We start from the raw sequence: 20667 nt of genomic DNA on the forward strand, positions 1-20667 counted from the left end.
TTCTTATGTCAGATAAAGCTAAGAAAACTCACGCTAAAACTAAGTTTGGTGTTCACTCTGAAGTCGGCAAGTTGCATAAAGTGATGGTGTGCGCCCCTGGGCGTGCCCATAACCGCCTGACGCCAAGTAATTGTGATGAATTATTATTTGATGATGTGCTGTGGGTAGAAAGAGCTAAGCGCGACCATTTCGATTTTATGACCAAAATGCGCGAACGCGGTGTTGATGTGGTTGAGATGCATAACCTGCTGGCTGAAACAGTTGCCATTCCAGCGGCGAAAAAGTGGATTCTGGATCAGCAAATTGTCCCTAATGAAGTATCACTGGGCATTTTGCAAGAAACCCGCAGCTATCTGGAAAGTCTGGAACCTCGCGTACTCGCTGAAGTGCTGATTGGCGGTTTATCGACTACTGAGCTGCATAACGACGGTAAATGTGACAAAGAAGAGTTGAAGCTGATCCGCGAAGCGGTAGGCATAACTGAATACTTGTTACCACCGTTGCCCAATACACTGTATACCCGCGATACCACTTGCTGGATCTATGGCGGTGTGACGCTAAACCCACTGTATTGGCCGGCGCGTCATGAAGAAACTATCCTCACCACGGCAATCTATAAATTCCACCCAGACTTTGGTGATGCCAATGTGAAAGTCTGGTGGGGTGACCCGACGCAGCACCACGGCACTGCTACGCTGGAAGGCGGTGATGTGATGCCAATCGGTAATAAAACGGTGTTAATCGGGATGAGTGAGCGAACATCGCATCAGGCCATTACTCAGTTGGCGCAATCGCTGTTTAAAAATAGCGAAGGGCAGGTTGAACGCGTCATGATTGCGGCCATGCCTAAACTGCGTGCCGCCATGCATTTGGATACCGTGTTTACGTTCTGCGACCGTGATGTAGTAACGTTATATCCGGCGATTGTTAATCAGATCCAAACCTTCTCACTGCGCCCTGATAATGGCCCGACCGGCATTAAGTTAAGTCGCGACAAAGGGACTTTTGTTGAAGCAGTTGCTGGTGCACTGAATCTGAAAAAACTGCGTGTGGTTGAAACGGAAGGTAATGATTACGATACTGAACGTCAACAATGGGACAGCGGTAATAACATGGTTGCGCTTTCACCAGGTGTGGTGTTGGCCTATGACCGTAATACCAAAACCAACACCCAGTTGCGTAAAGAAGGGGTGGAAGTGATTGAAATCGTCGGCAGTGAATTAGGCCGTGGGCGTGGGGGGGGTCACTGTATGACGTGTCCAATAATCCGGGATGCCGTCGACTACTAATCCCCTTCGGCCTTGAAGCCACAGGGGTGTTAGCTGCGCGCACTTACCCGAATCACTTACTTGAGTAAGCTCATCGGGATTCGTTTGCTGGCTGCCTACCTGTGGCTCCAATGACTTTGGGGATGGCCTTCGGCCTTGAAGCCACAGGGGTGTTAGCTGCGCGCACTTACCCGAATCACTTGACTGCGTAAGCTCCTGGGGATTCGCTTAATTGCCTCCTTCCTACAACTCGAATTATTTAGGGTGTAACGGAGTTGCTCTTAAAAAAATAGCCGATAGTGAATAGCAAAGCAGCGCTATTTCTCTATTGGCTATTTATCCGTTACGTGCAAATAACACTACCCATTTAGGCGCTAATTGTGCTGATCTATTTTACTGGGGGATTATTAATCACACTGATAAGAAGGCTGGTGCGCTGTCTGTCACAAAAAAGTGAAGCCTAAAACAGATAAAAAAGTGTGAGTAATTAATCTGCAATAATTATTAAAACCTGACTCAACGAGATCTTATAGTGAAGATAAAAACAGTAATCACTCTGCTATTAACGTTTCTTCTGGCTGCTTGCGACAGAACTCCCCCTGAAGTCGTAGAAAGTGTGCGCCCGGTAAAAATATTTACCGTTGAAGACAGTGGGCAAAATGGCACTCGCTATTTTCCAGCGCGATTACAAGCTGGCGATGAAACCCAACTCTCCTTTAAACGAAGTGGGCAATTGCAACAGTTGCTGGTTCGTGAAGGTGAGCAGGTGAAAAAAGGCCAAGTCATTGCCAGACTGAATGATACGGATTTGAACCTACGAGTCAGGGATCGTCAGTCTACTTTTAATCTGGCTCGCGATCAGTTTAACCGTTTCAATACGTTGCAAGGGCAAAGAGCAGTATCTCGTGCTGAGTTAGATGTACGTCGTGCTGAGATGGAATCTGCGCGTGCGGCCTTGGAAATTGCACAAAAAGAACTTAGTGATGCAACTATCACCGCACCTTTTGATGGCATTATTGCCAATGTGAATGTGCGTAACCATCAGGTCATGGCCCCAGGTCAGGCGGTTGCCACATTAAGTGCATTGGATACGTTAGATGTGGTGTTCAGTGTGCCGGAGCGCCTGTTTACTACGCTGGATATCAGCAATCGGACATACAAGCCAACGGTATTACTTAACCATATGCCGGGGCGCGAATTTATTGCTGAGTATAAAGAACACACCACCTCAACCACCTCTGCTTCACAAACTTTCCAAGTGACGCTGACAATGAAGCGCCCAGCAGATATGCCGTTGCTTTCAGGTATCAGTGGCCGGGTAAGAATCAACTCTGGCAATCTGTCTGGTACTGATCATCCGACGATTATCGTACCAGTGGAAGCGGTGTTTAACCCAGACAGTGCCCAATTGAATGATGCCAGGGTTTGGGTCATCAAGAATGATGACGGTCAGATGCATGTTGAAGAGCGCAAAGTTCAGGTGGGTCAATTGACCGCCAACGGCATTCAAATTACCTCCGGCCTGGCGGATGGCGAGCAGATTGTCTCCGCAGGTACCGGTGAGCTTCGCCCAAATCAGGTTGTCCGGGCTTGGGTCCGTGAGCGGGGTCTCTGATGAAGCTGACTGACAATTTTATCAATAATAATACCCGTATCTGGCTAACGATCCTGTTGCTGGGTATTGGTGGCATTATTGCCTATCTCAATATAGGCCGGCTGGAAGACCCAGCTTTCACCATCAAAACGGCGGTAGTTGTCACCCGTTATGATGGTGCATCAGCGCAGCAGGTAGAGGAAGAAGTCACGCTCCCATTGGAGAATGCGATTCAGGAACTCTCTTATGTTGACGATGTTACCTCTATTTCCAGTGCGGGTTTATCGCAAATAACCATCAATATTCGCGCACAATATGGCGCGAATGAGTTACCGCAAATCTGGGATGAACTGCGGCGTAAAATCAGCGATAACAGTGTGCGTTTGCCACCGGGAGCCAGTGCGCCGATGGTCAATGACGACTTTGGCGATGTTTATGGCTTCTTCTTCTCGCTCACGGGAGAGGGTTACAGTAACCAGGATTTACGTAATTTCGCCGAGCAACTGCGACGTGAACTGGTACTGGTTCCTGGGGTAGGTAAAGTGGGTATTGTGGGTATTCTGCCTGAGGAAGTTCAGGTGGAGATTTCTCGCGCCCAGATGACCGCCGCAGGCATCACGCCACAGCAGTTGTCCGATTTACTGAGCCGCCAGAATGTGGTGTCTGATGCGGGCCAGTTGCAGGTAGGCAGTGAGTCTATCCGTTTGCATCCGACCGGTGAATTCCAAAGTGTACAAGAACTGGGGAATTTACTGGTAAGTCAGCCCGGCAGCCCGAAAAGCGTGTATTTGCGGGATATCGCCACTGTCTCTCAGGGTTTCGGCCATTCACCGACCAATATTTATCGTGCTAACGGTAAACCCGCACTGGCACTGGGGATTTCGTTTGCCCCAAATGTCAACGTGGTAAACGTAGGTAATGCGATTAAAGCCAGACTGGCGCAGCTTGATAGTGAACGCCCGTTAGGTATGCATATCAACGTGTTCTATGATCAGTCCCATGAAGTTGAAGGGGCCGTTAACGGTTTTATCCTTAACTTCCTGTTGGCTCTGTTGATTGTTGTGGTCACTTTGCTGATTTTCATGGGGGTACGCAGCGGTATAGTGATAGCTATCTCGCTGGCACTTAACGTACTGGGTACGTTGCTCATTATGTGGCTATTTAATATCGAGCTACAGCGAGTGTCGTTAGGGGCGCTGATTATTGCGCTCAGTATGTTGGTGGATAACGCCATTGTGGTGGTGGAAGGTATCGTTGTTGGTCGCCAGCGAGGCGAAAACATCTTTACTGCTATTAGCAATGTGGTGAAGCGCTCAATGATGCCGTTGTTAGGCGCGACCATCATTGCCATTCTGGCCTTCGCGCCTATCGGCCTGTCCAATGATGCAACGGGTGAATACTGTAAATCGTTATTCCAGGTGTTGCTGATCTCGCTGATGTTAAGTTGGCTCACGGCACTGACGCTAACACCGGTCTTTGCTAAGTGGGCATTCCAAAACCAGAAACCGGCGAAAGTGGATGCCGATAAGCCGGCCAGACAACCTTATGATGGGTGGTTATTCCGCTATTATCGGGTGATATTGAATAAATTACTGCAACATCGCAGTATCACTTTGGTGCTGCTGGCGGCCATGTTAGTGGCATCGGTGGTGGGTTTTGGTCATGTTCGCCAGAGCTTCTTCCCGCCATCAAATACGCCAATCTTCTTCGTTGATATCTGGCTGCCGAATGGCACTGATATCAATTATACCGAAGGGATAGCAAACAAGGTTGAGCAGTATATCAAGCAGCAAAAAGGGGTTGAGGACACCATGGTGACGATTGGTCAGGGTGCGATGCGCTTTATGCTGACCTACAATGCTCAACGTCGTTATCCTAACTATGCGCAGGTGATGATTCGTACTGAGGACCTAAATCAAATTCCGGGTTTGATTGATGAAATCGAATCCTATATGCATGATGAATACCCGCAGGTTGATGCGCAGATAAAACGCATCATGTTTGGGCCATCCAACAACAGCTCCATTGAAGCACGCTTTGTTGGCCCGGATCCTGAAGTGTTACGAACCCTGGCAGCGCAAGCGGAAAAGGCGATCATTGCTGATCCAATGGCAGATGGTGCACGGCATGACTGGCAGGATCGTAGCAAAATGATCCGGCCACAATTCTCCGACTATCTGGGGCGCGAACTGGGGGTAGATAAACGCGAAGTTGATGGCACATTGCGCATGAGTTTTGGTGGCCTGCCGGTAGGATTATACCGTGATGGCACTCGCTTAATGCCGATTGTACTGCGCACACCGGATGCAGAACGGCTTAATGCAGAACGGCTGAATGATGTGATGGTATGGAGTCAGGCGCGCCTTGCCTTTATCCCGATCGATAACGTTGTCACCAGTTTTGAAACCGAGTGGGAAGATCCGCTCATTATGCGCCTGGACCGCAAGCGGACGTTGACGGTACAAACGGACCCTACCCAACAAGGTGGTGAGACCTCTGCTGAACTGTTGCGGCGTATCAAACCGGGTGTGGAAGCCATTCAGTTACCGCGCGGATATGAACTGGAGTGGGGAGGTGACTATGAAAGTACCAAGGAAGCACAACGGGGTATTTTCATCAGTTTGCCGATCGCGTTCCTGATTATGTTCATCGTAACGGTATTAATGTTCAGCTCGGTGCGCAATGCTATAGCGATCTGGCTGACGGTGCCACTGGCATTAATTGGTGTCACGGTAGGCTTCCTGTTGACGGGGATCCCTTTCGGTTTTATGGCCTTGCTGGGGCTGCTAAGTCTGAGTGGTATGTTGATACGTAACGGCATCGTGCTGGTGGAAGAGATAGGGCTACAGCGGCAGGAAAAACCACTGCGCGAAGCTATCATTGATGCGTCTACCGCCCGTTTACGGCCTATTATGCTGACGGCATTTACTACTGTTCTGGGGCTGGCTCCGCTGCTCAGTGATGCCTTCTTCCAGAGTATGGCTGTGGTCATCATGTTTGGTCTGGGCTTTGCAACGGTGCTGACATTGCTGGTGTTACCAGTGATTTACAGTTGTATGAATCCAGAACCTAAAGAGAAAGTGAGTGACGAACCTGTCAGTGAATAACGGCTAGCGCCGCGTTATCACTACCGAGAATGACCAAAGCTGCCCTTTTATCGGGGCAGCTTTTTTTATGGCGGTTGCTTATCGCTCATAAACCTATTTCTATTTTACCTTATGGCACCGTTTGACGGCTTCTGTGCGCCATCTCTCTTCTCGTGGTTTTATCACCACACTATCGTTCCAATATGAAACCATGCCGAGATAATGGAGTTTCATAATGGAACGTTTTCATTGCTGATTCTCAGCCTGTTTTTTGCGCTTATAGTGGATGCAGTTTCATCAAATTAACCCTAAAAATTATTTATTCTTACATTATCTCTTACGCTACAGGAGCAAGATATGCTGAAAGTCATTCAATCTCCGTCAAAATATATTCAAGGTGCCAATGCATTACAGTCCATTGGTGAATTTGCTAAGTTATTGGCTAATAACTATTTTATCATTGCTGATGATTTCGTCATGAAGCTGACTGCTGATACCGTCGGCTCCAGCATGCAAGCCAGTGAGCTGGAACATCATTTCAGTCGCTTTAATGGCGAATGTTCCCGTCACGAAATTGAGCGACTAACGGTTGAGCTGAAAAAGCACGGCTGTAATGGGGTGGTTGGTATCGGTGGTGGGAAAACCCTCGATACGGCTAAAGCGATTGCTCACTATCAGCATATCCCCGTTGTTGTGGTGCCTACCATTGCCTCTACCGATGCCCCGACCAGCGCCTTGTCAGTCATTTATACCGAACAGGGCAAGTTTGCTGAATATATGATTTACCCGAAAAATCCTGACATTGTACTGATGGATTCCACCATTATTGCCAAAGCACCAGTACGTTTACTGGTCGCCGGTATGGGGGATGCGCTCTCTACTTACTTTGAAGCACAAGCTTGTTTTGACGCTAAAGCTATCAGTATGGCCGGTGGTGCATCAACATTAGCGGCAGTCACGTTGGCTCGCTTGTGTTACGAAACCTTACTGGCGGAAGGCTATAAAGCCAAACTGGCGGTAGAGGCGGGTGTTGTGACCGAAGCCGTTGAACGTATTATCGAAGCTAATACCTATCTGAGTGGTATTGGTTTTGAAAGTAGCGGCTTGGCGGCAGCCCACGCCATTCATAACGGTTTCACCGTATTAGATGAGTGTCACCACTTGTATCACGGTGAGAAAGTGGCCTTTGGTACGTTGACACAGCTCGTATTACAGAACAGCAGCATGGAAGAGATCGAGACAGTGCTCTCATTCTGCCAGCAACTGGGTTTACCAATCACATTGGCTGAAATGGGGGTTTCTGAGGATATCGAACGCAAAATCCACGCTGTCGCCAAGGCCAGTTGTGCTGAGGGCGAAACCATTCACAACATGCCATTTAAGGTGACACCAGACAGCGTATATGCAGCAATTATTGTGGCTGACCGTTTGGGTCAGGCTTTCCTCAACTAATCTGTGCGGCAAATACGTTCTAAGTAGAAAATCGACTGAGTCTGCCGGTGTTTTGCATCATCGGCAGCTCTGTTCTCCAGCATTCCCGTTCGCGGAGCATAAAATGAAAAAATTAATTAACAGCGTTGAGAGTGTGTTACAGGAACAAATTCAGGGGCTGGTTGCAGCGCATCCTGAGCTGACATTGCATCAGGATCCCCTTTTTATCACCCGTGCAGATGCGCCAGTGAGTGGCAAAGTTGCATTGATGTCCGGTGGTGGCAGTGGTCACGAGCCGATGCATTGTGGCTTTATTGGCGAAGGCATGTTGGATGGTGCCTGCCCTGGTGAGATTTTTACTTCGCCGACCCCCGATCAAATGTATGAATGTGGCCAAGCCATTGATGGTGGGCCAGGTGTGCTGATGCTAATTAAGAATTACACTGGCGACATTCTAAACTTTGAAACTGCCGCCGAGCTGTTGCATGCCGGTGGCACCGCTGTTGCTACCTTAGTGATAGACGATGATGTGGCGGTCAAAGATAGCCTGTATACCGCCGGGCGGCGTGGGGTGGCGAACACGGTGATTATCGAAAAATTACTCGGTGCGGCGGCGGCACGTGGTGATTCTTTGGATGAATGCGCACAATTGGGTCAGAAAATTAATAATCAGGGGCATTCTATCGGCATCGCGCTTGGCGCGTGTACTGTACCCGCAGCCGGTAAGCCGTCATTTATTTTGGCTGAAAATGAGATGGAGTTTGGTGTGGGTATCCATGGTGAACCGGGTATCGAGCGTCGGCCATTTACTTCGCTGAATAACACGGTAGATGCCATGTTCCAGACCTTGATTGATCACGGCAGTTATCAGCGCACATTACGCCACTGGGATCGACAAGCCGGTGACTGGAGTGAGACGCGCCAGAGTAAGCAGCCCTTAGCCAAAGGCGATCGGATCATTGTTTTGGTCAATAACCTTGGTGCGACTCCCTTATCAGAACTTTATGGTGTCTGGCACCGTCTGGCGGAGTGTTGTACACAATTCGGTTTGACCATCGAGCGTAAGTTGATTGGTTCTTATTGTACGTCATTGGATATGCAAGGGATGTCCATCACCGTGCTGAAAGTTGATGATGAACTGCTGTCATTGTGGGATGCGCCGGTAAGTACCCCCGCGCTGCGCTGGGGGTGCTGATATCTCCTTGGTACTTGAAGCCGCAGGGCGCGCGCGACTTTCACTAATCTGAATCACTTTAAGTAAGCGCATTGGTGTCATGAGCCTCATTGGAGGCTCATCCTGCGGGGTAGCACAAGTGCTGCATATAAAACAATCTTATAAAACAATGTGCTAGGAGAAGAGCATGGGACTCACTAAACAACAAATTGTCAGTTGGTTACAGCTATGCGCTGAAGTGTTCAGCGAGCAGCGAGATTTTCTGACGCAGTTGGATACCGAAATCGGCGACGGCGACCACGGCCTGAACATGAATCGCGGCTTTAATAAAGTGGTCGAGAAGTTACCTACCTTTGCTGATAAAGACATTGGTTTCATCCTGAAAAATACCGGTATGACTCTGCTTTCAAGTGTTGGCGGTGCCAGTGGCCCGTTGTTTGGCACATTTTTCATTCGCGCGGCACAAAGCACTAATGCTAAGCAGAGCCTCGATCTGACAGCGGTTTGTCAGATGTTTAAAGATGGTGTGGAAGGGGTAGTGATGCGCGGCAAAGCGGAGCCGGGTGATAAAACGATGTGCGATGTTTGGTGGGCGGTGGTGGCGCAGCTTGAACAGGCAAATCAGCAGGGAGTGCCATTGGTGGATGCGTTACAGCAGGCTGTTGAACGCGCTCAGCAAGCATTGGCCGGGACTATTACCATGCAGGCTCGCAAAGGCCGCGCCAGCTATTTGGGCGAACGGAGTATTGGTCATCAGGACCCAGGAGCAACATCAGCGATGTTGATGATGCAGGCGCTATGGCAGGTTGCCAGTCATTAATCAGGCTGGACCGACACGTTTATCAGGAGGAAAGATGGTCAATCTCGTTGTAGTTTCTCATAGCGCGCTGCTGGCTCAGGGTGTGGCCGAACTGGCACAGCAAATGACACAAGGGGGCTGCCAGTTAGCGGTTGCTGCCGGTGTAGACGACCTGGATCATCCTATTGGCACGGATGCCATTAAAGTGATGGAAGCTATTGAGTCGGTTTACACCCCATCCGGCGTACTGGTGTTGATGGATTTGGGTAGTGCCTTACTCAGCGCCGAAACGGCATTGGAGTTATTAGACCCCGACATGGCGCAGCATGTGCAACTTTGCGCTGCACCCTTGGTGGAAGGGACTCTCGCTGCTGTCGTTGCTGCATCATCTGGTGCTTCACTCGCCGACGTGCGTGCTGAAGCGATGGGGGCGTTGATCGCTAAAGCCACTCAGCTAGGGGAAGAGGCTACGGCACCTGCCAGCAATGCGGTGGCTAAGGCGGCAGCGGATGCACAAAGTGTCAGTTGGGTGGTTCGCAATCCTAACGGGCTACACGTGCGACCAGCGGCTAAATTGGTCGAAGCATTGGCTCCGTTCGCGGCAGATTTACTGCTGGAAAAAAATGGCCAGTGTGTAAATCCACGTAGCCTGAACCAGCTCGCTATATTGCAAATTCGTAAAGGTGATACCATTCGTTTGCTAGCCAGTGGGGAGCAAGCAGGTGAGGCGCTAGATGCTTTTATGCAACTGGCTCAACAACATTTTGGCGAATTAGTTACCTCCACCAGTGAGGGGGAATTTACCGGCGTGATGGTACCTCGAGGCGCTATTAGTGCGCCGTTGTTGCAATGGTTGCCTGCCCTCCCGGTTTTTTTACCTCAAACAATCAATGTTGAACAGGTAGCTAAAGAGCGGCAGCGTTTACAGCAGGCGTTGGCTCAAACTGTGACTGATTTGCAGCAGTTGGCGCTACAGGCCGAGCAACAAATTAGCGCTGAGGCTGCGGCTATTTTCAACGCACATGCGATGCTGATAGATGATGAGGAATTGCATCAGGCGATGAACGCGCGCATAGAGCGTCAGCTCGTTTGTGCAGAATCAGCATTGCAGGATGAATTGATGGCAATGGTGGAAGATTATCTGGCTCTGGATGATGAGTATTTACGCGTTCGGGAATTAGATATTCGCGATATACTTAACCGCATATTGGGCCATTTGACTGGGCTACCACCGGTTTCGCTTTCAGTTAGTGGTGAAATTATATTACTAGCTAATGAGTTATTGCCTTCACAGATGATTGGGCTGAACCACCGGCAGGTAAAAGGCATCTGTTTAAGCAAAGGGCATATCATGTCTCATAGTGCCATTTTGGCTAAAGAGTTGGATATTCCAATGTTAGTCGGTGCCGTGGGGTGCCTGGAAGCCAGCCGTAATGGGCAAAACGCAATATTAGATACCGCCATCGGGGCATTAAAGCTGCAATAAAGAATCATCACCAAAAAATGATTAACTAAAAATTGCAGCTCTGCATCACTCCAGAGCTGCAATTTGTGGAGCCAGACGTCTCAGTGGTGACAAAATCTGGTTTCGCCAGTTATATCGTTCTCTAATGAGTGTTGCGCCGGCGTGCCTAATATTAGCTATTTCACCTTCGGTTAATTGGCAAACCTGACGTATTATTTCCGCTAAACTTGCCGCATTCCCTGGAATATGAAGGAACCCATCGATCCCATGTTCAACTTGCTCACTCAAACCACCGGAGTCGGCAACGACTAACAATGCTCCCTGTTTTCTGGCCAGCCAACGAGACTCCATTGGAATCAATCCATTAGGTTCATTCTCCGCAGAAAGAACGCAAACGCGAGTATTACGCCATTGAATAAGGCATGCCATCAGTTCACGATCAAAAGAATTTATAATAGAGGCAGAGATATTGAGTTGGCTCGCCAAGGCAGATAATTCCGGCAAAATAGGATCACTCATAATAACGGGATGAATATCATTACCCAGATAACGGGCTGCCCTGAGTAACACATCATGGCGCTTGTAATGAACTCCTCTCCCTAACGTGATCGCTAAGGGGTGTTCCAGCGATATGCCATATGATGAGAGTGTGTCACTAATTTCCTGATCACTGCGTATTCTAAACCAGGGATCATTGATATTTATTCCCGCAGGTGTCGGTATAAATGATTGTGGATCAGCACCGTATTGTGCCACTAAGTGCGTCGCCAGAAAGTGACTGATATTGCCGAGCTTAATATTAGAATCAATCTTGGCCCAGTGAACAGCTAACGATTCGGCCATAATGCGCTCAGGATTGGGTAATGGCATTTCATGATTAAATGCCGTGCCATGAGAAATATAAACAACTTTTAAATTCAATGTTTCAACCTCAGCATGTAGACGAGCAATGAGTGGGGTGAACGAGAACGGTAATTCATGGCAAAAGGCTAGGGTGATATCATAATTAGTACTGAGATCGATAATTTTTGCCGCACCAGCCGCAGAGGATATTTGCCAGTTTTGTAAATTGCCAAGAAAAGCGTCACCGTAGGGCCATGAACAATCAACGCCTTTCCCCATAGTCATGTCTGGTACTGTCGAAAAAGTCCCTCCCATATTATTAATTTGGTTTATAAAATAGTTATGATGGTGGGTATCAAAGAAAGCATTATACTTACTGGAGGCAATCTCAATAAAATGGGGTTCTAATGTAATATTATTATTAGCCAGTAATTCAATGACCTCTGGTAATGCCAGGATCTGCCCTCTGATATAGGAACCAACCCCGCCGACAAAAAGTTGTACGCCTTCAGTTATTAAATGAATAATGCCAATTTTTAAGTTTTTTTTATCGCAATTAAACAGTTTTTCACGTTGCATATAAACCTCATCTCTTAATGGATAAATATGATTTACATCTGTATTAACATAAGGGAATTAAATGGTTGTCTTTCTTGTATATCATGTAATTATTAATAAATAGAAAATCTAAACCACAGTTTAAGAATAAATTGATAGCATCTTTGGGCGTTTCCACAATTGGCATCCCTTTGGTATTTAAAGAAGTGTTCAGTAATATAGGGACGCCAGTCTCGGCATGGAAATATTCTATTAACGTATGGAATTTCTTATTCATCTCCTTTTTGACTGTCTGCACTCGAGCACTACCATCAACATGAACAATCGACACTAGTGCTGCTCGATATTGCTCTTTGACATTGGCAATAAATAGCATGTGATCACTGTCATGATTCAAATAAAAATAGTCATGTACTTTCTCATGTAAAACAGCAGGGGCAAAGGGGCGAAAATCTTCACGATATTTAACGTTAGCATTAATATGGTCCTTCATTTGTGGGTTGCGTGGATCAGCTAAAATACTTCTATTGCCTAAAGCGCGAGGGCCAAACTCAGATTCCCCTTGGAACCAGGCAATAACATGACCTGATGCGATAGATTTAGCGGCAATAGCTTCAATGTCATCATGGTAATTATATTCAATTTTATCAGTATGCTTTTCAAGCTCTTCTATAACGCTAATATCATTATATTTTTTACCAAAGTACGTTGAGCCAGAGTGTTTTACTCGCTCTTTCTTCAGTATTTCCAACCAGCCATAATAGCAACAACCGATCGAAAGCCCGTTATCACCCGCAGCAGGTTGAATATAGAGGTGCTCAAACTCACTATTATTAATGAGTTTTTCATTTGCAGTGGCATTCAATGCGACCCCCCCGGCATAAGCAAAGTTCTTCATAGGATAAAGTTGGTAGTAATAGCTGAATAGATAAAATAGTGCTTGCTCAAGTTTGGTTTGTGCCCAATAGGCCAAATCAGCGTAATACTGAAAGTTGTCACCAAAGTGAGTGGGGCTGGTGTTCAGTAGCGGATCTATATTTATCCACCAGTCATTACGCAATACCACTTTGCCGGAATCGAAAAAGAATGCTTCCCAATCAATAACATTCGGCCTTCCATAAGGGGCTAACCCCATCAGCTTACCTGCACAATCCAGCTCACCAAAAATATACAGCGCTATTCCTTCATAGAACTCGCCAATAGAATTCTCTATTTCCCAGCTTGAAACAGGGTAATCTCTGCGGTTCTTTCGATTAACCCAGCGGGAGAAATCTTTGAAAATTGGTTTTATTTCTCCATCTTGATAAACGTAGTAGCTGCATGTCTCCCAGTAACGGTAACGATTGTTGACGTGAATGCTATTTGCACCTTTGATACCTTCTACCATGTCATTACAACTGTCTAAGCTACCTCCATGACCATCAATAACCACGATACCCATATCATCAAAAGGTGATGTGCCGATTGCACTGTAGGCATGTGCCAAGTGATGTGAAAGCGTGACGACTGGCACCATAGGGGGCAAAACTCGATTTTTCCGTTGTTCTAATGATTGGCTAAACAATGGATTATAAGAATTTTGTTCAACCACCAACCTGAGATCACTGTATTGAATACCGGCAGCCTCTAAACAATATTGGATTGTGGCATTATCATTGAACCCATCATGCTTCACTCTGGATATTCTTTCTTTTTCAATAGAGAATATAATCTTGCCATCCTTCATTAGGCTAGTTGAGCCATCATGTGATAGGGCCGTGCCGAGAATATAAATTGGTTTTTGCATAATTAATATCCTTATTAATTTGGCCTTTTATTAGTTAAGAATGTAAGCAAGTCGACGTGATAGCGCGAGGGTTGTTAACGATGGATTAGCCGCACCTGGTCGAGGAAATATACTTGGGCCAACAGCATATAGATTCTTAATATGATTAAATTCATGATTTTCATTCAGTATCTTGCCCAGTGGCAGAGTACAACCTTCATGGTTTTCGGTGCCGAGCGGGCTTATCCATGTGGCGGGTTTGTTGACACGGACGGCCCTCGATGAGGAATGAAACTCATGATAGACATCCCCCATGGTTCTCGCATGGACAGTAAAACCGCCTTCAAAAGCTAAAGGGGAGAAGGGGATTGCTATATTTTCACAAATACCATGCCAGAATCTATTTAATTCATCCTGCTGTTTTTGTATTAACGCATTGTCATCATTATTTAAACTACTATAAATTGATAAAGGCATGTCTTCATCATTTCTATCTATATAGATGTATCCTTGTTCTGAAGGGATCTGTTCACCCATTACCCATACTTCTAACTCAATACCAAACTCTGATTGGCTGATGGTGAAAAATAAATTAAACCGCTCGCCTGATGGGCTATGGCAAAAGAAGATGGTGTCAGTGTTATGTTCAATTAACTCTCTGAGCATATTGGGCAGTTTACAATATTCAAGTGTTACATTAAATCCCTGTACAATATGATCAACAAGGCCAGTTACTTTTTCCTCAATCAAAAGCCCTGAGTCATAAAGTGTTTTAGCGGCTAAACGTGTATTTTCAATGGTACCTAAGGCGAGAACAAATTTATCAGCAAATACGGGATATATCTCATTTGATTGAGTATTCCTCAATTTAGCGCCAATACAGTGGCCATTTTTAATGATAAGAGCGATAACTTCATGGCCAGAAATGATTTTCGGATCAGCTTTTAATTGGTTATCCTGTTTCCAATAGGATAGTGGTGAATATGATTCCCAACCCCCTGATGAGTCAATATTGCGGATAACCTGTGGTGCGATTTTAAACTCAAAGCCAGATAATTGGAGAGAGTAATCTGTTTCATGGCTTCTTCCCGCCCATGCGAGTATTTCAGATTGTACCTGAGTGTAAAGTGATGGCCCGCCTAACCAACCTTCTGTCAGATCGCGGACAATATTTGAAGGCCAGTACTTAAGTGACTCCGCCTCTATTGGCAAGATAACACCATGCCAATAGAGGGATCTGCCGCCGACTCTACGGCGCAGACAAGTTCCTTTAGCAAAATGAGGCTCATTTAAAGAATGCCATGAACGGTAGGCATATTTATCAGAATCTTCATTTTTCCAATATTCATTAGCGCGATCGCATTCACCACTTGCATTTATATGGTTGCAATCATCTGCTGGGCCCGCCTCGATAACGACTGTATCTTTTATTCCTCGACAGCTTAGATGCTTGGCTAACTCCAGGCCTGACATACCCGCACCAAGTATTAAGATGTTTATTCTGGATGGAATATCATTTTTGTTTCTACGTGAGTTAATATCTATAATATTCATTATATCTATCCTTCAATAATGGATTTATCAAGAGAGTGATAATTTATATTCATTGCAACTTATCCATAAATTCACTCCATGGTTTTTCAGGAAATCTTGATTGGACAAATTTTTTGTTATTAGCTAACAGAATTTTAATGTCATTAGACTCGGCCGCATGTAAACGCATCCATGTAAACAACTGTTGTGCCGCATCTCGAGGGTGTTCAGGAATCACTTTAATATGATGATATCCAGTACCATAAAATTCAGTGAAGGCCGAGTAGTGTGTCACTGCGCAAGGGATGCCTGCTATCGCGGCAAGTGCTGGCCCTAAACCGACACTTTCTACATTTTCTACATTTGGTGTAAATAAAACCGCACCTGATAAAGTATGGCAAATGGTAAGCAAATCAATTTCATCCAGATACCATTGGTTTTCTTTACTTTTATATGTTTGTATCGGTACTTCATCTAAAAATATAATATCATCATCAAGACCGCATCTTTTTACCTGCTCTTTTAGTTCATAAGCATACTCAGGATCTTCATTGATATTACCGAAGATCAATAATTTTGGCGTGAGCAGTTTTTTTTCTTTATAAATATCAAATAGCTCATTAAAGACACTTATCGATATTTCGATACCTTTGACTCTGAATACCCGAACAGGAACTATAACAATAGATGAACCTACAGGTATATTATGTTGGCTTAGAAAATCAATATGAATATCATTGAAAGCAGACATATCTATTGATGGCAATATATTGGGAATGACATCGGGTACAAGTTCTGTTGGGTAGTTTCTGCTTTCCTTTGCCAGTGCTTCAGAAGCCACTATCCATTTAGTATAGGCATTATCTTGTGGTATTGGTGTCAATATATTGGGTTTTTCAGGGTATAGCCTTTCCTCATGCTCATAAATAGCATAACTACCAAAGAGGTCATGATCCCAAAAAATAATACCGCCATTATTTTTTTAGCCCAGTATTTTCTCGCTGCGTTATGTAGTGCCAGGCTAACAGGAACGGCATCCGAAAGTGTGATGTTTAAGCAGAATACCCAATCGACGTTATTATCCTCAAACCAACTTAGGAAATAATCCTCATAAATTTTAGCAATAGAATCAATATCCTGATTGATGTCTTTAATTTCTGCGTCTGTTAATGATTCATATCTTGCTACTCTCTTTCTGATATGAGTAAAACAGTGAGCATGATCGTTATCATATGGAATTTTTTGGTGAATAGAGCTTACATTCATCCATGTTGGATAATGGGATTCAGCACTGCCATACGGGAAAAAGTGTTTTTTGTCCGGCCGCCAAGAGAATCCTAAATCGGCAGGTATTTCATTAATAATCTTATTGTTTTTTATAGCTATTTCTACAACATTTCTAAAAATAGTGAGTAGACCACTTGTTGGGAGTCCATCCCCTGATATGATAGCCCACTTCATTTTTTTCATTATTTATCTCCTGAGGTTAACTGTTTAATTAGTGTGTTTGATAGTGTATTAATTAATAAGAAGACCAATAGACAACCAATCAATATCGTAATCAGCGCAGTTCTTAATGATGTCATGTCGGCCAACATCCCTATTAATGGTGGGAATATAAGCAGGCCAACTCGTGATATCCAAGTGGCGAATGTAATTCCATTCGTTGAGTTTATATTTGGTATTTGACCAATAAATGAAATAGTTAATGGGAATATAACTGACATCCCTAATCCAATTAACAAAAAACCTAGTATTGAAAAAGTTGGTGAATGAATGATTATCACTGTTGCTATTCCCAATGCCGCCATCAAGATCCCGGTTCTTAATACCGGAATACTCCCAAATTTATTGGTCAGCTCATCACCAAAGCCTCGGCCTATAACCATTGATACTTGACAAGCCAGATAAGGTAAACCTGAAATAACAGAAGGGACTTGATAGTAATTATTCATATATATAGCGCCCCAAATACTTGCTGTATCTTCTATGCCACATGTGAATGCTAGCAAGATTAACGCAATGATATACAGTTTAGTACCTGTGTAACTCATACTTTTTTTAATGTTTTTACGAAGGGGAAATTTATTTTTTAAATTTCCATTTCGGAAGAATACCATATAATTAATCAATATTATTAGGTTCATAAATAATACAGTAATACTAAATTGCCCCATAGAAAAGCCGAATCCGATTGCTGATATGGCGATGGCCCCTCCCATGATTGTGCCGATACTTTCTGCGCCATGAAATTGATTAATCAAGCTTCGGCCATATAACCTCTGTACATTTAGTGCCTGTACATTCATACAAGTATCTGTCCAGGCATCGAAAACCCCAAACAGGAAAAGCAGTAACGTTATTTCATACCATGATGATGCAAATGGTATTATTGATATGAAAACTATAAAGAATAAAAATGCTATATTTGTTGCCCAATATAACCCAATTGAATTAATAAAATTCTTTGAGAGTAATCCCAGGGCAATTGCGCCTGCTGGGATAGATGATATCATTATACCAACCATATAGTGACTAAGGTAAAACTTCTCCTTTATTTCTGGGATCCAAGGGACGAGACTAGCATAGGCTATTCCGTGGATAAAAAAGAGTAATGATAATATTATTTTCTTGTTTTGCTTATTTTGATTTATTTTAATATTCATTAAATTTATTTCACATGGATAGATTGTTATTGTATATAATTAAAGTCAAATCCTAATATGTTACGGTAGCCTATTTTTATTGATGGCTCTTTTAATTTTATCGGAGTTACTTTGTGCCAAATGGTTGAATTTCTATCAATGTGAAACAATCCCTCACCACAATTAAGTGTATGTGATTTAATAAATTCTTCTCTTTCGGTACAATAGAGTTTACTCGTTCCACCGTCGATGTTGTATTTATCAATAACCAGTGCGGATACAATATAGTCACTTCCATCTTGATGTAATCCCTCAGGTGAATTACAGACCGAATTCATTGTATTATCAATAATCAAAGACATCTGATGACAGGTTACTTCAACTTTTTTTATTTCCCGCTCATGTTCACATTCGCACAGCATTTCTACAAAACGTATTATGAGTTTTTTTAATATAAATGAATGACTTGTTGCCAGGTCCATAGGTGGAAATCGACGTTTTAATTTCCTTAAATCTGAGGGGGAGTCAGGATGCTGAGTGAAGTTAGTTGATTCAGGGCTTTCAATATTACTGACTTCCCATTGATTGTTGATGGATTTAACAATGAATCGGCTAATACTTCTTTTTCGAAATGGTTTATAGGCGTAAAAAGTTTGCCTATCTTCTTCAGATAGCAGCAATATGAGTTTTTTAATATTGGGTGGTAGGGTTCTATCATCGAGATAACGCTGTGCCTCCTGAAAGATGACAGTTTTATCGTTATAAAATTTTCTTGCCAAGAATTTCAATTGAGATATTTTAATATCATTAGTATCCCATTCTAATGATTTAAATGATAATGCGTTTTTAACTGAGTTTATATCTATCCCAAGATCATTGATATTAAAATGAATTATTTTATATTTAATCCCTATTATGTCAACATCCTAATAAGTTGGTTTGTTATTGATGAATTATATTGATAAAAACAAATCATATAAAATTACGTATATTAATAGAGGTGTTTTTATTGATGACTTACTATTTTTTATTGCTTCTTTCTTTTTTATATATCAAAGATCACTTTCCGGCAAGTTTTTATAAATATCTATCACTATATATATTTAGCAAATAATTAATTATAGATAGGTATTGGCCTGGTTTGCTGTTGCTTTTTATAAAACAGTAACTCGAATGTATTAAATAGGGAGGTTAATGTTATAACTACTTGATGAGTTATACATTACCTGTATTTTAAATACCCATATGGCTATTTTTACGATTTAGCTATAAATGTCAAAAAATGTGATCTGCATAAATAGAACAATATTCCATTTTTGTGTATCATGCCTTTTTTACACTGCTATAGTTGCTTTTCTTAAACGATAATAACCTAAAGTTATTTTAATCTGGCGCGGGCTAATAACCAAGGATCATGTAATGCCAATTAATTTTTTGGGTAAAACGCTATTGTTAGGATTGATGTCTATTACTGTATTGGGCCAAGCCAGTGCTGCTCAGTATAATGCTGTGGTTTCTACTGCTCCACAGGGTAATGAGTTTTCCTCGATTAATGCTGCGTTACAATCAGCGCCAGCGGATAATTCAGCATTCGTTATTTTCCTTAGAACGGGCGTTTATACTGAACGGCTGGAGGTCAATCGTAATAATGTCACATTAAAAGGGGAAAACCGTGATGGTACGGTGATCAGTGCCAATACTGCGGCCGGCATGCTTAATCCGCAAGGGGAGAAATGGGGAACCTCGGGCAGTAGTACCGTGCTGGTTAATGCGGCAAATTTTACGGCTGAAGAGCTTACTATTCGTAACGATTTTGATTTCCCTGCCAATAAAAAGAAAGCTGACAGTGATCCGACGAAGTTAAAAGATACTCAAGCCGTGGCATTATTATTGGCTGAAAACAGTAATAGGGCGCGCTTTAAGAAAGTAAAACTCGAAGGCTATCAGGATACGCTGTACAGCAAGACAGGCAGCCGTAGCTATTTCACTGATTGTGAAATCAGTGGTCATGTCGATTTTATTTTTGGTTCGGGTATTACAGTATTCGACCGATGCAATATTGTTGCCCGTGACCGTAGCGATATTGAGCCGCCCTATGGCTATATTACTGCCCCCAGTACATTAAGCACATCACCCTATGGTTTGATTTTTCTCAATAGTCGTTTGACCAAAGAGCCGGGGGTTCCAGCCAAAAGTTTCGCTTTAGGGCGCCCGTGGCATCCAACCACAACTTTTGACGACGGCCGTTATGCTGATCCTGCGGCTATTGGTCAGGCCGTATTTATAAATACGACGATGGACGATCACATTTACGGTTGGGACAAAATGTCCGGTAAAGATAAGCAAGGTGAGAAAATCTGGTTCTATCCGCAAGATTCGCGTTTCTTTGAGGCAAACAGTCAGGGGCCGGGCGCAGAGATTAATACACAGCGTCGTCAATTGTCTGCTGAGCAGCTAAAAGCATTCACTTTACCGATGATTTTCCCCGACTGGGCGGTGCATTGAG

Annotated in this window: 13 protein-coding genes and 1 pseudogene; 8 read left to right on the plus strand and 6 right to left on the minus strand. The window is 44.0% G+C overall.

The annotated features are described in order from the left end of the window. Positions 1 to 5: 5 nt before the first annotated feature. The 7 genes from arcA (at position 6) to dhaM (ending at position 10838) form a co-directional block, all read left to right on the plus strand. Positions 6 to 1289: an arginine deiminase gene (arcA, locus tag A6J67_RS06550; protein ID WP_005189741.1), complete on the plus strand. Its 1284-nt coding sequence runs from the start codon at positions 6 to 8 to the stop codon at positions 1287 to 1289. A 511-nt stretch (positions 1290 to 1800) separates the two neighbouring features. Beyond that, positions 1801 to 2883, plus strand: a complete 1083-nt coding sequence (locus tag A6J67_RS06565; RefSeq protein WP_032907255.1) for an efflux RND transporter periplasmic adaptor subunit — start codon at positions 1801 to 1803, stop codon at positions 2881 to 2883. Beyond that, complete coding sequence (locus A6J67_RS06570; protein ID WP_042568620.1) at positions 2883 to 5969, plus strand: efflux RND transporter permease subunit; 3087 nt, start codon at positions 2883 to 2885, stop codon at positions 5967 to 5969. Before A6J67_RS06565 ends, A6J67_RS06570 begins: the two co-directional genes overlap by 1 nt. Before the next feature lie 336 nt (positions 5970 to 6305). Further along, positions 6306 to 7400, plus strand: coding sequence for a glycerol dehydrogenase (locus A6J67_RS06575; RefSeq protein WP_042568619.1), 1095 nt, complete (start codon positions 6306 to 6308; stop codon positions 7398 to 7400). Positions 7401 to 7503: 103 nt separating this feature from the next. Further along, the gene (gene dhaK, locus A6J67_RS06580; RefSeq protein WP_080608102.1) at positions 7504 to 8574 is read left to right on the plus strand and encodes a dihydroxyacetone kinase subunit DhaK; all 1071 of its coding nucleotides are present in this window, start codon (positions 7504 to 7506) and stop codon (positions 8572 to 8574) included. A 166-nt stretch (positions 8575 to 8740) separates the two neighbouring features. Next, the gene (gene dhaL, locus A6J67_RS06585; protein ID WP_005189755.1) at positions 8741 to 9373 is read left to right on the plus strand and encodes a dihydroxyacetone kinase subunit DhaL; all 633 of its coding nucleotides are present in this window, start codon (positions 8741 to 8743) and stop codon (positions 9371 to 9373) included. Positions 9374 to 9407: 34 nt separating this feature from the next. Next, a complete protein-coding gene (gene dhaM / locus A6J67_RS06590) occupies positions 9408 to 10838 on the plus strand; it encodes a dihydroxyacetone kinase phosphoryl donor subunit DhaM (protein ID WP_042568618.1) in 1431 nt (476 codons plus the stop codon). 45 nt (positions 10839 to 10883) lie between these two features. Here dhaM and A6J67_RS06595 read toward each other — a convergent pair whose 3' ends face one another. The 6 genes and pseudogenes from A6J67_RS06595 to A6J67_RS06620 all read right to left on the minus strand — a co-directional run bounded on the left by A6J67_RS06595 (position 10884) and on the right by A6J67_RS06620 (position 19075). Further along, entirely contained in the window at positions 10884 to 12239 is a 1356-nt protein-coding gene (locus A6J67_RS06595) for a glycosyltransferase family 4 protein (protein WP_005189760.1), read from the minus strand. Positions 12240 to 12282: 43 nt separating this feature from the next. Beyond that, on the minus strand, positions 12283 to 14004 hold the full coding sequence (locus A6J67_RS06600; RefSeq protein WP_050296810.1) for a carbamoyltransferase: 1722 nt from the start codon (positions 14002 to 14004) through the stop codon (positions 12283 to 12285). A 30-nt stretch (positions 14005 to 14034) separates the two neighbouring features. Continuing rightward, complete coding sequence (locus tag A6J67_RS06605; RefSeq protein WP_080608103.1) at positions 14035 to 15537, minus strand: GMC oxidoreductase; 1503 nt, start codon at positions 15535 to 15537, stop codon at positions 14035 to 14037. Positions 15538 to 15586: 49 nt separating this feature from the next. Then, a pseudogene (locus A6J67_RS06610) lies at positions 15587 to 16986 on the minus strand (hypothetical protein). Continuing rightward, complete coding sequence (locus tag A6J67_RS06615) at positions 16986 to 18182, minus strand: MFS transporter (RefSeq protein WP_080608104.1); 1197 nt, start codon at positions 18180 to 18182, stop codon at positions 16986 to 16988. The pseudogene A6J67_RS06610 and the gene A6J67_RS06615 overlap by 1 nt, the downstream one beginning before the upstream one ends. A gap of 26 nt (positions 18183 to 18208) precedes the next feature. Beyond that, complete coding sequence (locus A6J67_RS06620; protein WP_080608105.1) at positions 18209 to 19075, minus strand: 2OG-Fe dioxygenase family protein; 867 nt, start codon at positions 19073 to 19075, stop codon at positions 18209 to 18211. A gap of 505 nt (positions 19076 to 19580) precedes the next feature. Here A6J67_RS06620 and A6J67_RS06625 point away from each other — a divergent pair. After that, positions 19581 to 20666, plus strand: a complete 1086-nt coding sequence (locus A6J67_RS06625; RefSeq protein ID WP_080608106.1) for a pectinesterase family protein — start codon at positions 19581 to 19583, stop codon at positions 20664 to 20666. Position 20667 lies beyond the last annotated feature (1 nt).

The organism is Yersinia sp. FDAARGOS_228, from assembly GCF_002073315.2.
In the GTDB taxonomy this organism is placed as follows: domain Bacteria; phylum Pseudomonadota; class Gammaproteobacteria; order Enterobacterales; family Enterobacteriaceae; genus Yersinia; species Yersinia intermedia.

Excerpts from the sequence above, each read along its gene's own strand:
- arcA (WP_005189741.1), top strand. The coding sequence starts at position 6 with ATGTCAGATAAAGCTAAGAAAACTCACGCTAAAACTAAGTTTGGTGTT.
- A6J67_RS06570 (WP_042568620.1), top strand. The coding sequence starts at position 2,883 with ATGAAGCTGACTGACAATTTTATCAATAATAATACCCGTATCTGGCTA.
- A6J67_RS06575 (WP_042568619.1), top strand. The coding sequence starts at position 6,306 with ATGCTGAAAGTCATTCAATCTCCGTCAAAATATATTCAAGGTGCCAAT.
- dhaK (WP_080608102.1), top strand. The coding sequence starts at position 7,504 with ATGAAAAAATTAATTAACAGCGTTGAGAGTGTGTTACAGGAACAAATT.
- dhaL (WP_005189755.1), top strand. The coding sequence starts at position 8,741 with ATGGGACTCACTAAACAACAAATTGTCAGTTGGTTACAGCTATGCGCT.
- dhaM (WP_042568618.1), top strand. The coding sequence starts at position 9,408 with ATGGTCAATCTCGTTGTAGTTTCTCATAGCGCGCTGCTGGCTCAGGGT.
- A6J67_RS06595 (WP_005189760.1), bottom strand. The coding sequence starts at position 12,239 with ATGCAACGTGAAAAACTGTTTAATTGCGATAAAAAAAACTTAAAAATT.
- A6J67_RS06600 (WP_050296810.1), bottom strand. The coding sequence starts at position 14,004 with ATGCAAAAACCAATTTATATTCTCGGCACGGCCCTATCACATGATGGC.
- A6J67_RS06605 (WP_080608103.1), bottom strand. The coding sequence starts at position 15,537 with ATGAATATTATAGATATTAACTCACGTAGAAACAAAAATGATATTCCA.
- A6J67_RS06615 (WP_080608104.1), bottom strand. The coding sequence starts at position 18,182 with ATGAATATTAAAATAAATCAAAATAAGCAAAACAAGAAAATAATATTA.
- A6J67_RS06625 (WP_080608106.1), top strand. The coding sequence starts at position 19,581 with ATGCCAATTAATTTTTTGGGTAAAACGCTATTGTTAGGATTGATGTCT.